At 64.2% G+C, this 12,885-nt stretch carries 8 protein-coding genes; 4 read left to right on the top strand and 4 right to left on the bottom strand.

Annotated features, from left to right (window positions below; translation table 11 throughout):
* Window positions 1-18: 18 nt before the first annotated feature.
* From folD to ACP2WS_RS03965, 3 genes are all read right to left on the bottom strand, one after another.
* On the bottom strand, window positions 19-882 hold the full coding sequence (folD, locus tag ACP2WS_RS03975) for a bifunctional methylenetetrahydrofolate dehydrogenase/methenyltetrahydrofolate cyclohydrolase FolD (RefSeq protein WP_426459630.1): 864 nt from the start codon (window positions 880-882) through the stop codon (window positions 19-21).
* Window positions 883-964: 82 nt separating this feature from the next.
* Window positions 965-1,591, bottom strand: coding sequence for a response regulator transcription factor (locus ACP2WS_RS03970; RefSeq protein WP_374493073.1), 627 nt, complete (start codon window positions 1,589-1,591; stop codon window positions 965-967).
* Window positions 1,592-1,649: 58 nt separating this feature from the next.
* On the bottom strand, window positions 1,650-4,145 hold the full coding sequence (locus tag ACP2WS_RS03965; protein ID WP_426459629.1) for a PAS domain S-box protein: 2,496 nt from the start codon (window positions 4,143-4,145) through the stop codon (window positions 1,650-1,652).
* Between the two features lie 348 nt (window positions 4,146-4,493).
* On the opposite strand from ACP2WS_RS03965, the gene aceE reads away from it, so the two are divergent.
* Genes aceE through lpdA form a run of 3 tightly spaced genes read left to right on the top strand, consistent with a single transcriptional unit; the run spans window position 4,494 to window position 10,813 of the window.
* Window positions 4,494-7,205: a pyruvate dehydrogenase (acetyl-transferring), homodimeric type gene (aceE, locus tag ACP2WS_RS03960; protein ID WP_426459628.1), complete on the top strand. Its 2,712-nt coding sequence runs from the start codon at window positions 4,494-4,496 to the stop codon at window positions 7,203-7,205.
* A gap of 24 nt (window positions 7,206-7,229) precedes the next feature.
* Window positions 7,230-8,963, top strand: a complete 1,734-nt coding sequence (gene aceF / locus ACP2WS_RS03955) for a dihydrolipoyllysine-residue acetyltransferase (protein WP_426459626.1) — start codon at window positions 7,230-7,232, stop codon at window positions 8,961-8,963.
* A 14-nt stretch (window positions 8,964-8,977) separates the two neighbouring features.
* The gene (lpdA, locus tag ACP2WS_RS03950; protein ID WP_426459625.1) at window positions 8,978-10,813 is read left to right on the top strand and encodes a dihydrolipoyl dehydrogenase; all 1,836 of its coding nucleotides are present in this window, start codon (window positions 8,978-8,980) and stop codon (window positions 10,811-10,813) included.
* A 191-nt stretch (window positions 10,814-11,004) separates the two neighbouring features.
* Here lpdA and ACP2WS_RS03945 read toward each other — a convergent pair whose 3' ends face one another.
* Window positions 11,005-11,586, bottom strand: a complete 582-nt coding sequence (locus tag ACP2WS_RS03945; protein ID WP_374493064.1) for a C40 family peptidase — start codon at window positions 11,584-11,586, stop codon at window positions 11,005-11,007.
* 247 nt (window positions 11,587-11,833) lie between these two features.
* Between ACP2WS_RS03945 and ACP2WS_RS03940 the strand changes: the two genes are divergently transcribed.
* Window positions 11,834-12,439 (top strand): isochorismatase family protein, encoded by a 606-nt coding sequence (locus tag ACP2WS_RS03940; RefSeq protein WP_426459624.1) that lies wholly within the window; start codon window positions 11,834-11,836, stop codon window positions 12,437-12,439.
* The last annotated feature ends 446 nt before the right edge of the window (window positions 12,440-12,885 follow it).

Genomic DNA, 12,885 nt, shown 5'->3' with positions numbered 1-12,885 from the left:
GTGCCGGCCGGATGGGGCTCAGACGCCTGCGGCCTGGGCGGCGCGTTCGGCTGATTCCAGGGTGTTGACCAGAAGCATGGTGATGGTCATGGGGCCGACACCGCCCGGCACGGGGGTGATGTAGCCGGCCACCTCCTTGACGGCATCGAAGTCGACATCGCCGCAGAGCTTGCCGGCATCGTTGCGGTTCATGCCGACGTCGATCACCACGGCACCGGGCTTGACCATGTCGGCCGTGACGGTGTTGCGGCGCCCCACGGCTGCCACGATCACGTCGGCCTGCAGGGTCTGTGCCTTGAGGTCGGCGGTGCGGCTGTGGCAGATGGTGACGGTGGCGTCCTTGGCCAGCAGCATGAGTGCCATGGGCTTGCCCACGATGTTGCTGCGTCCGATGACCACGGCATGCTTGCCGCGCAGATCATAGTGGATGGATTCGAGCATCTTCATGCAGCCGTAGGGCGTGCAGGGCCAGAAGCCGGGCATGCCCGTCATGAGGGCGCCTGCGCTGGCCACGTGGAAGCCGTCGACATCCTTGGCGGGGCTGATGGCCTCGATCACGCGCTGGGCATGGATATGGTCCGGCAGAGGCAGCTGCACGAGGATGCCGTGGATGGACGGATCGGCATTGAGGGCCTCGACGCGGGCCAGCAGTTCGGCTTCGGTCATGGAGGCGTCGTACTTTTCGAGCACGGAGTGCAGACCGGCTTCCTCGCAGGCCTTGACTTTGTTGCGCACATAGACCTGGCTGGCGGGGTTGTCTCCCACCAGGATGACGGCGAGGCCTGGGGTGATTCCGCGCGCGCGCAGGGCCGTGGTGCGCTGGGCCACTTCGGTGCGCAGTTGCTTGGAGAGTTCGTTGCCGTTGATGAGTTGGGCGGTCATGGGAGTGAAATGGGCGGAAGGGATGGTTCAAAAAAACATTCCCGCCGGAAGCGGGAATGCGGAAGGTGGAGCGCCTGCGGCGTCACGCCTTGGGTGTGCCGGAGCCCAGGGCCACCTTGAGCAGGTCGGCCACGGTGTTGGCATGGAGTTTTTCCATGATGTTGGCGCGGTGGGCCTCCACAGTCTTGATGCTGATGTTGAGGTCGTCTGCGATCTGCTTGTTGAGGCGGCCGGCCACGATGCGTTCGAGCACCTGGGATTCGCGGTTGGTGAGCTTGCCGAGGAGGCTTTCGCGCGTGCTGGCCTGCTGGTGCTCGACGAAGGCGGTGCGGGCCCGGGCCAGCATGCGCTCGGCCAGCACTTCGACGTCTTCCTCGCGGAAGGGCTTCTGGATGAAGTCGAGTGCGCCCTTCTTCATGGTGTCCACGGCCATGGGGACGTCGCCATGACCAGTGATGAAGACGATGGGCAGCGGGGACTTCTGTTCGATCAGGCGATCCTGCAGTTCCAGTCCGCTCATGCCTTCCATGCGGATGTCGACGAAGGCACAGGCCACTTCGCGGGGATCGTAGCGCGACAGGAACGATTCGGCCGAGTCGAAGCAGCGCACCCGGTAGCCCTTGCCTTCGAGCAGCCATTGGAGCGAGTCGCGCACGGCCTCGTCGTCATCGATCACATACAGGGTGCCTTTGTCGGGAATCAAGCTCATCGTTGCAACGCCATTCGGGAAGAAGCACTAGGAAAAAGACGGAGGATGCCGCCTGCCATCACCCGGCATGACCAGTTTCCGGCACGGGCAGCCAGAAGCTGAAGCAGCACCCTGTCACCTGGCCTTCATTGTAGAGGTTCTCCGCGCGCAGCCGGCCATGGTGGGATTCCACGATGCTGCGGCAGAGGTTGAGCCCGATGCCCATGCCCTCGGTCTTGGTGGTGAAGAAGGCCTCGAAGAGGTGTTGCTGGGTGTCGGGCGAGAGGCCCTTGCCGGTGTCGGTGATGCGGAATTCGACCACCGTTCTCTGCTCGCGCATGGCCAGTCCCACATCCAGGTCGATCAGGCGCCGGTCGGTGGGCATGCCTGCCGTGTCGATGGCTTCTGCCGCGTTCTTCATGAGGTTGACCAGCACCTGTTCGATGAGGATGCGGTCGACATGCAGCAGCGGCAGGCCGGGGGTGATGCGCGAGCGCAGGCGGACGTGGCGGCGGCGCATTTCGATCTCGGCCAGCTCCACGGCCTCGGTGACCATGCCGGCCACGCCTGCCTCGGCGTAGTTGGGGGTGCTGCGCTTGACGAAGGAGCGGATGCGCTGAATGATCTGGCCGGCGCGCTGGGCCTGGCGGCTGGTCTTGGCCAGGGCGTCGAGCAGGGCGTCGTCGTCCATGGTGCCGGCCCGGATGCGGCTGGTCATGCCGTTGCAGTAGTTGGTGATGGCGGTCAGGGGCTGGTTGAGCTCGTGGGCCACGCTGGAGGCCATTTCTCCCATGGTGATGAGCCGGCTCGCAGCCTGGGCACGGGCTTCCTGCTGCTGGCTGAGTTCCTCTGCGTGGCGACGGGCGGTGATGTCGGTGGCGATGACGAGCTGGGCCAGGCTGCCATCGACCCATTCCAGATAGCGCGAGCGCACTTCCACCCAGCGGTCGAGCTCGGGGATGAAGACCTCGGTGTTGTTGCTGGAGATGCCGGGCAGCATGCTGGGGTGCAGTCCTTCCGAAGAGGAGGCATCGGCCTCGACGTGGGCGGGGATCTGGGTGGCGGCCTCGGTGAGCATCTGGAGATGGCCGGAGGCTCCGTCGTCTCCGAACCATTGCCGGTAGACGTTGTTGGCGAACAGCAGTTCCTTGCCGCCCAGCGGGGCGACCGAGACCGTGGCGTCGAGCGAGTTGAGCACGCGGGCGAACCGTTCGTGGGCACTGGAGAGCTGCCGCTTGATGCGGTTGGGCTCGGTGATGTCGGTCATGGAGGACATCCACCCGGTCTGCACGCCGTCGGCTCCGATGAGAGGCGCCATGTACATGCGGGCGTCGAAGGTGGTGCCGTTCTTGCGCAGGGCGCGCATTTCGTAGCCGCCCTGGGGAATCTGGGCGTCGAGGGTCTTCTGCAGGATGCGGGTGTTGCGCTCGTAGTCGTCCCGGTGCCAGAAGCTGTAGGGCGGGGCCTCGCCGATGAGTTCCTCGGGCGACCAGCCTGTCATGTGGCAGAAGGCGGCATTGACGTACTGGATGCGGCCTTCCATGTCCAGCGCGCGCATGCCCACCACCATGGATTCCTCCATGGCGCGGCGGAAGCTGGTTTCCTGTTCCAGGGCATGCTGGGAGCGCTGGCGCCGCCGCAGGTGCCGCCAGTTGGCGAGCAGCGCCCAGGCGGTCAGCACGCTCATGGCCAGCAGCACCAGGAGCATGGAACGGTTGACCATGCGGTCATCGGCACGGTAGGACTGCAGGTGCAGGGCAATGTCGCCGCCGAGCGGTGCAATGGGAGCGCTGTAGGCATTGCCGGACTGCGACAGCCATACGGGCCACGAGGAGGGCGCTGCCGCGTGCTGCGTGGCCACCTGTCCCGCCAGCACCTGCCGGGCGGAATTGACCAGCGCCACGGTGTAGCGGGCGTAGATGTCCGAGGGAACTGCGTAGTACAGCAGCGAACTCAGCAGCTGGCGGGCATAGAGATAGCCCGAGAGTTTGCCGTGTGCATACAGCGGCACCACCATGCCGAGCACGGCGTCGTTGCCCTGCGACGCACGCGTGACCTGGTAGAGCGCGCGCTTTTCGCTGCCGGCCCGGGCCAGCAGGGCCGGATCGGGATGCAGGGCAGGGGCGGCACCTTCGCCGTCGGGCAGCGGCTGGCTCGCCATGGCGCCCATGAGGTCGCGGCTTGCCACCACGCGTCCCTGTGCGTCGAGCCAGGTGAGATCGCGGATTTCGGGATTGTCGGCCAGCAGAAGATCGGCCTTCCGGTTGAAGTGCATCAGCGCCCCAGCCGGCAGGGTCAGCTCATGGCCGAACTTCTGCAGCAGTTCGAGCCGTTCGGCCAGGCGCACCGAGATGCGCTGGCGGGAGTATTCGCCGTCGCGCTGGAGGGTCTGGTTCTCGGTGTGCCATTCCTCCATGCGCAGGTAGCCGATGGCGCTCACGACAGCCATGGCGAACATGGCCACTGCCAGCAGTGGCAGCAGGCTGGCGACGCGGTCCTGCCGATGGGCGGGCAGGGTGCCCCACCACCGCTGGAAGGCGGCGCGCCAGGGGCTGGGCAGGACGGTGTTCAACATGGTTGTGCGCAGGCAGGCCACGACACGGCACGCGTGGCATGGATCAGATCAGGATATTCCCGTATGGACAGGGCAGGAGAGGGGAAAAAAGGGTGGATGACACCCGTCTCAGGACAGTTATGTGACATGAGGGAACGGTGTATGCATTGGATTTTCAAGGATTTTTCTTTCCAGTACCTTGCAGTGCTGTGATTTTATTTCACAGTAAGAAATCAATAATCGCAATTTGGAATTTGACTTTCTTATGGGATACTTCGCTGGCAAACTCTTGCACAGGCACCCGGAACATGCCTATGCCACATGGCCGGGCGCCCACATACCAGACACCCAGAGACAAGGAGACAAGACATGTCCTCTGCACAGCAACCGTACCCCGGCCAGGTGCCGGGCGATGTCGATCACGAGGAAACCCGCGAGTGGATGGATGCGCTCTCAAGCGTGATCCAGAACGAGGGCAAGGACCGGGCACATTTCCTGCTCGAACAGCTGCTCGAACACGCGCGCCAGAACAGCATCGACATGCCGTTCTCCGCCACGACCGGCTACGTCAACACGCTCGAACCGGAGCAGGAGGCGCGTTGCCCCGGCAATATCGCCATCGAAAAGCGGCTGCGTGCCTACATGCGCTGGAACGCCATGGCCATGGTGGTGCGGGCCAACCGCCTGCATCCTGAAGATGGCGGGGATCTGGGGGGACATATCGGGTCCTTTGCCTCGCTGGCGTCCATGCTGGGGGCGGGCTTCAACCATTTCTGGCACGCCGAGAGCGAGTCCCATGGCGGCGACTGCATCTACATTCAGGGGCACAGCGCACCGGGCATCTATGCGCGGGCCTTTCTGGAGGGACGCCTGACCGAGGAGCAGCTCGACAACTTCCGGCAGGAAGTGGGTGGGCATGGTCTGTCGAGCTACCCGCATCCCAAGCTGATGCATGACTTCTGGCAGTTTCCCACGGTCAGCATGGGCCTCGGGCCGCTGATGGCCATCTACCAGGCACGGTTCCTGAAGTACCTGCATGCACGCGGCATTGCCGACACGGCCAACCGCAAGGTGTGGGTTTTCTGCGGCGACGGCGAGATGGACGAGCCGGAGAGCCTGGGAGCCATCGGTCTGGCAGCGCGCGAGGGGCTGGACAACCTCATCTTCGTCATCAACTGCAACCTCCAGCGGCTCGATGGCCCGGTGCGTGGCAACGGCAAGATCATCCAGGAGCTCGAAGGCGAATTCCGTGGCTCGGGCTGGAACGTGATCAAGCTCATCTGGGGCAGCAACTGGGATCCGCTGCTCGCCCGCGACACCACAGGCAGGCTGCGCCAGCTGATGATGGAAACGCTCGACGGCGACTACCAGGCGCTCAAGGCCAACGACGGGGCCTATGTGCGCAAGCACTTCTTTGGCAAGTACCCCGAGACCGCCAGGCTCGTGGAGCACATGACGGACGAGGAAATCTGGGATCTGCGCCGCGGCGGCCATGATCCCCAGAAGGTGTACGCCGCCTTCCATGCGGCCAATGCCCACCGTGGGCAGCCGAGCGTGCTGCTGGTCAAGACCATCAAGGGCTATGGCATGGGCAAGGCCGGCGAGGGCAAGAACACCGTGCACCAGACCAAAAAGCTCAGCGACGAGGATGTGAAGTACATCCGCGACCGCTTCAACGTACCGATTCCCGACGGCGAGCTGCACAAGATTCCGTACTTCAAGCCCGCTGACGACACACCCGAGATCCAGTACCTGCACGCGCACCGCAAGGCGCTGGGCGGCTACCTGCCGCATCGCCGCGTGCGCAGCGACGAGAGCTTCACCGTGCCTGCGCTCGACACCTTCCAGGCCGTGCTCGATCCCACGGCCGAGGGGCGCGAGATCAGCACCACCCAGGCCTATGTGCGCTTTCTCACCCAGCTGCTGCGCGACAAGGCGATGGGCCCCCGTGTGGTGCCCATTCTGGTCGACGAGGCCCGTACCTTCGGCATGGAAGGGCTGTTCCGCCAGATCGGCATCTACAACCCCAAGGGCCAGCTCTACACGCCGGTCGACCGGGACCAGGTGATGTACTACAAGGAGCAGGAAAACGGCCAGATCCTCCAGGAAGGGATCAACGAGGCCGGCGGCATGGCCAGCTGGATGGCAGCCGCCACGAGCTACAGCACGAGCAACCGGATCATGATCCCGTTCTATGTGTACTACTCGATGTTCGGCTTCCAGCGGGTGGGCGATCTGGCATGGGCCGCAGGCGACATGCAGGCGCGCGGCTTCCTGCTCGGTGGCACGAGCGGTCGGACCACTCTCAACGGCGAGGGGCTGCAGCATGAGGATGGCCACAGCCACATTCTGGCGGGCACGATTCCCAACTGTGTCACCTACGACCCCACCTTCGCCCATGAGGTGGCCGTGATCCTGCACCATGGCCTCAAGCGCATGGTCGAGAAACAGGACAACGTGTTCTTCTACCTCACGCTGCTCAACGAGAACTACGCCATGCCCGGCCTGCAGGCCGGAACCGAGGAGCAGATCATCAAGGGCATGTACCTGTGCCGGCACGGGGTCGAGGGGCAGCCGCTGCTGCGGGTGCAGCTGCTCGGCTCCGGCTCCATCCTGCGCGAGAGCATTGCCGCCCAGGCGCTGCTGGCTCAGGACTGGGGCGTGGCCGCCGATGTGTGGAGCTGCCCGAGCTTCAACGAACTGGCCCGCGACGGCCAGGCCACCGAGCGCTGGAACCTGCTGCATCCGCTGGAGGAGCGCCGTCCGTCGTTTGTCGAGTCCCAGCTCGGACAGACCATCGGCCCGGTGGTGGCATCGACCGACTACATCAAGGCCTATGCCGAGCAGATCCGCCCGTTCATTCCGGCCGGCCGGGGCTACCGCGTGCTGGGCACCGATGGTTTCGGTCGCAGCGATTTCCGTTCCCGCCTGCGTCGTCACTTCGAGATCGATCGCCACTACATCGTCGTGGCTGCGCTCAAGTCGCTGGCGGACGAAGGCTCGCTGCCTGCTTCCAAGGCGCAGGAGGCCATCGAGAAATACGGTCTCGATGCCGACAAGATCAATCCGCTCAACGCCTGACGTGCGAGCACAAGGAGACAACCCATGGCAATCATCGAAGTCAAGGTCCCCGACATCGGGGACTTCAAGGACGTGGCCATCATCGAGCTGCTCGTCAAGCCGGGTGATACCGTGCGCACCGAACAGAGCCTGGTCACGGTAGAGAGCGACAAGGCCAGCATGGAAATCCCGTCGTCGGCTTCCGGCATCGTTCGGGAGCTCAAGGTCGGCCTCGGCGACAAGGTGAGCGAAGGCTCCACCCTCCTGCTGCTCGAAACGGCAGCAGAGGCGGCTGCTCCTGCTCCTGCATCTGGTGCACCTGCTCCTGCGGCCCCGGCCGTGCCGGACACCGAACCTTCGGTGCCCCAGGCAGCCGTTCCTGCAGCAGTCACGGCGACCGTTGCTGCTGCCGCTGTTGCCACTGCAGTGCCGCCGGTGGGGCCCATCGAAGTGCGGGTGCCGGACATCGGAGACTTTCACGACGTTGCGGTGATCGAGGTGCTGGTCAAGCCAGGCGACCGGGTGGAGGCTGAGCAAAGTCTCATTACCGTCGAGAGCGACAAGGCCAGCATGGAGATTCCCTCTTCTGCGGCAGGCATCGTGCAGGACATCAAGGTCGCCCTGGGCGACAGGGTCAACCAGGGGGATCTGGTGCTCACCCTGCAGGGAGCCACAGGAGCTGCAGCGCCTGCAGCCGTGGCGTCCGGGCAGGAAGCGGCTCCGGCGGTGGTTTCCGGGCAGCCGGCACTGGCCCCGATGCCCGCACCGTCTGTCCAGGCGGCGCCGGCCGTGGTGCCGGTGGCACCCTATGTGGCCGCCGCAGGCGCTGTGGGGCAGCCGCATGCCTCTCCCACCGTGCGCAAGTTCGCCCGCGAGCTGGGAGTTCCGCTTGCCGAGGTGCGGGGTTCCGGCGCCAAGGGGCGCATCCTGCAGGAGGATGTGCAGGCCTTTACCAAGGCTGTCATGACCGGGGCTACCCGCACCCAGGCCCAGCAGGCTGCAGCGCCCGCGCCCACTGCGCCAGCAGGTGGTGGAGCCGGACTCGACCTGTTGCCCTGGCCCAAGGTGGATTTCACCAAGTTCGGGGCCATCGAATCGCAGCCGCTGTCGCGCATCAAGAAACTCAGCGGAGCCAACCTGAGCCGCAACTGGGTCATGATTCCGCACGTCACCTATTGCGAGGACGCCGATATCACCGACCTCGAAGCCCTGCGCGTGCAGCTCAATGCCGAAAAGAAGAATCAGCAGGCAGGCATCAAGGTCACCATGCTGTCGTTCCTCATCAAGGCCTGTGTCTCTGCCCTCAAGGAGTTTCCCGATTTCAACGCCTCGCTCGACGGCGACAGCCTGATCCGCAAGCACTACTACCACATCGGCTTTGCTGCCGATACGCCCAACGGCCTCGTCGTGCCCGTCATCAGGAATGCGGACCAGAAGGGCATCCTGGAAATCAGCCGCGAGCTGGCCGAACTCAGCAAGAAGGCACGCGACGGCAAGATCGGCCCGGCCGACATGACCGGTGCCTCCTTCACCATCAGCAGCCTCGGCGGCATCGGCGGGACGTATTTCAGTCCCATCATCAATGCGCCCGAAGTGGCCATTCTGGGCGTCTGCCGCAGCGAGATGAAGCCACGCTGGAACGGGACCACCTTCGAGCCGCGCCTCATGCTGCCCCTGTCGCTCAGCGCGGACCACCGCGTCATCGACGGAGCCTCAGCTGCGCGCTTCAACGCCTATCTGGCTCAGGTTCTGGCGGACTTCCGCCGCGTGCTGCTGTGAAAGGGGAGCCCATCATGAGCGAAGTGCAGATCAAGGTCCCCGATATCGGGGACTTCAAGGATGTGGCCGTCATCGAGCTCCTCGTCAAGCCCGGCGATGCCGTGCAGGAAGAGCAGAGCCTGGTCACGGTGGAAAGCGACAAGGCCAGCATGGAAATCCCCTGCAGCCAAGCAGGCATCGTCAGGCAGGTGCTGGTACAGCTGGGAGACCGGGTGAGCGAGGGATCGCCCCTGGTCGTGCTGGAAACCCAGTCAGACGGTGCTGCTGCGCCGTCTCCCGAGGCTCCCGCGGCCCTGGCTTCCGGTCAGGCGACGCAGACGGCGCCCATATCCCCCCCCTCGCCAGCTCCTGTCGCCGCTTCCGCGCCCGGCGTCGCGCCTGCACTTGATGCGGGTGAAGACGCCTACGACGTTCTGGTGCTGGGCGGAGGGCCTGGTGGATACAGCGCCGCCTTCCGTGCCGCTGACCTGGGCCTGCGGGTGGTGCTCGTCGAGCGCTATGCCACCCTGGGAGGAGTCTGTCTCAATGTTGGCTGCATTCCTTCCAAGGCCTTGCTGCATGTGACGGCCGTCATGGACGAGGCACGCCATCTTGCAACGGCAGGCATCGCCTTTGGCGAGCCCGAGGTGCAGCTCGATGGCCTGCGCGCCCACAAGCAGAAGGTCGTGGACAAGCTCACGGGCGGACTCGGGGCCATGGCCAAGATGCGCAAGGTGACCCTCGTGCGAGGCTATGGCAGCTTTGTCGATGCCCATCATGTGCGCGTCGAGGAAACCACCGGCACAGGCCAGGACAAGACCGGTGCCACGCACGTGCTCGCCTTCCGCACCTGCATCATCGCGGCCGGCAGCCAGGCGGTGCACTTGCCCTTCCTGCCCGACGATCCGCGCATTGTCGACAGCACCGGGGCCCTGTCCCTGCGTGAAGTGCCCCGGCGCATGCTGATTCTGGGGGGCGGCATCATCGGTCTTGAAATGGGGACCGTCTACAGCACCCTGGGCGCACGCCTGGATGTGGTCGAAATGCTGGACGGACTCATGCAGGGGGCCGACCGCGATCTGGTCAAGGTGTGGCAGAAGATGAATGCCCCCCGCTTCGACCGCATCATGCTCAAGACCCGTACCGTCGCCGCGCGTGCGACGGACGCCGGCATTGAAGTCACCTTCGAGGGCCAGGATGCTCCGGAGCCCCAGACCTACGACCTCGTGCTCCAGGCCGTCGGGCGCACGCCGAACGGCAACAAGATCGGCGCCGACAGGGCCGGAGTGCAGGTGGGCGAGCGCGGGTTCATTCCCGTCGACCAGCAGCTGCGCACCAACATGTCGCACATCTTCGCCATCGGCGACATCGTGGGCCAGCCCATGCTGGCGCACAAGGCCGTGCATGAAGGGCATGTGGCCGCAGAAGTCATTGCGGGCGAGCTGCAGGGCAAGCGTGAGCTGGCCACCCGGGTCATGGATGCCCGGGTCATCCCCAGCGTGGCCTATACCGATCCCGAGGTGGCCTGGGTGGGCCTGACCGAGGAACAGGCACGCGCTCAGGGCATTGCCATCACCAAGGGACTGTTCCCGTGGACAGCCTCTGGACGTGCCATCGCCAACGGCCGTGACGAAGGCTTCACCAAGCTGCTGTTCGATGCCGAGACGCACCGCATCGTCGGGGGGGGCATCGTCGGAACCCATGCAGGGGACATGATCGGAGAGATCGCCCTGGCCATCGAAATGGGAGCCGATGCCGTCGATATCGGAGCGACCGTGCACCCCCATCCCACGCTGGGGGAAAGCATCGGCATGGCCGCCGAGGTTGCCGAAGGCAGCTGCACCGACCTGCCGCCCACGCGACGCCGCTGATCTGCCCGGAGCACCCTCGGACCGAACCATGGCCACCATGCCAGTGGCCAGTTCGGGGGCTCCGGTGCACAGAAAAACACAAGGCCCTCTGCATGCAGAGGGCCTTTGCTTGGCAGGTGCCTGTAACCCTTTCGCCTCGGAAGCTCCGCAAGGGACTGCCGAAAGCAGAAGGGAAGGGGGCAGAAAACCGCTTATTCTTCGCCGCTGTTCAGGCTGTTCATGAGGCTCTTGGCACTCATGCGCATGGGAGCGCCGTTGCTGTCGAGCACCCTGCGGGCCCCATCGAAGCGGCTGTTCCAGTACTGTACGTCCATGTTCTCGATGCGAACCTGGGCACCCGTGCGCGGGGCATGAATGAATTTGCCCTCGCCCACATAGATGCCCACATGGCTGAAGGCACTGCGCATGGTGTTGAAGAACACCAGATCACCCGGGCGCAACTCGGAGCGGCTGATCGTCTGGGTGGCTGCGGCCTGGTCGACAGCGCGGCGGGGCAGAACCCGGCCGAGCGTCTTCTCGAAAGTGGCGCGCACAAAGCCGCTGCAGTCAAACCCCGTATCGGCGGAATTGCCGCCATACCGGTACGGCACGCCGATGAAGCCCATCGCAGTGCTGACGAGATCGGTGGCCGTGTCGCGCACGTTGCGGCCCACGTGCTGAATCTGGGAGACAATCTTCTGTCCGCTGATGAAGCGGTCCAGATCATCGGATTGTGGCGCTGCCTGTGCTGCGACAGCCACGCAGGCGAGGACTAAGGCGATCAACTTCTTCATGGGGTTCGAGTGTAAACGACATGTAAGAGCGCTCAAACACGTGCTTACCCTTTTCTGGGGGTGATCTTTCACTTTTTTGTTTCAAAAAGCCCCTAAAAACTGAAGAATGGCTGACAACTTCGTCAGAAAACCCTTTCCATTCCCGTGACAGTCCGGTACGAATCCGCGCGAAGTGCTGCGCTTCGACGGGCGCCGTTACATTTTCCCCTGCCTCTGTTTTCTCTCTCCCCGCGAAAGACATATCACCATGCTGATCGAGAAACTCGAATCCCAGCTTCTGCTGATCGATTACCAGGCCCGGCTCATGCCCGCCATCCATGAGGGCACCGACGTGCTGCAGCGTGCCACCACGCTGGCACACATCGCCTCGCTGCTGCAGGTGCCGGTCTGGGCGACCGAGCAGAATCCCGACCGCCTCGGTTCCAACGACGAGGCACTGCGCGCGCTGTGCAGCCGTACCCTTCCCAAGATGAGTTTCAGCGGTGTCGACGATGAGCTGCTGTCCCTGCTGCGTCCGCCCGCGCCTGCCCGCCCGGCCGGCAATGCGCGGAGTCTTCCCAAGCACCTGCAAAAGCCGCAGCCGGCCCGTCAGGAGCGCAACACCATCCTGGTGGCGGGGTGCGAGACCCATGTCTGCCTGCTCCAGACGGCTCTGGATCTGCTTGACGAGGAATTCGATGTCTGCGTGGTCACGGATGCCTGTGGTTCCCGCCGGGAGCGCGACCGTGATGCTGCCTTCGATCGACTGGCTGGAGCCGGTGCCGAACTGGTGACTGTGGAAATGGTGGCCTTCGAGTGGCTGCGCAGTGCGGCTGACCCCCATTTCAAGGAAGTGCTCCCTCTGATCCGCTGATATTCGCCGAATTTCACGAGTCCAGCTTCGGTGCAGTCCCTTCCCTTCAAGAGGCTGCACCGAGTTGTCCAGATCGTGTGAATCTGGAGAGTAGGGGACTTTCCCGAGGGAGTGCGTCAGTCCTGCGCAAGACAGCGCTTTCCATAATCTGTGGCATCCATGCGCCACAAGAGAACTGAAACACCGTGCGCAATTGTTGTGCATACCCGGTACACCGAGCGTTCGCCGGATCGGTGCACGCGCCATCGCTCCGGCCACCATCCCGGGCTGCATGCTGTCCATAGCCACAGAGGAGACGGGTTCGATCGCATCAGAAGTTCAATGCCACCCCATGCACCATGCTAGTGCGCATGGACCGACAATTCCCATGTTCCATGCCCGGAGGGATTTTCCCTTTTGTCAGAAGGACATGACGGAGCCATGCAGTTTCTCAAACAGTGGCAGAA

Origin of the sequence: Brachymonas moutaii (nom. illeg.), assembly GCF_049977365.1 — a bacterium.
GTDB lineage: Bacteria > Pseudomonadota > Gammaproteobacteria > Burkholderiales > Burkholderiaceae_C > Brachymonas.
Note: the sequence above shows the minus strand (reverse complement) of the source record. Positions and strands in the feature narration are given on the sequence as shown.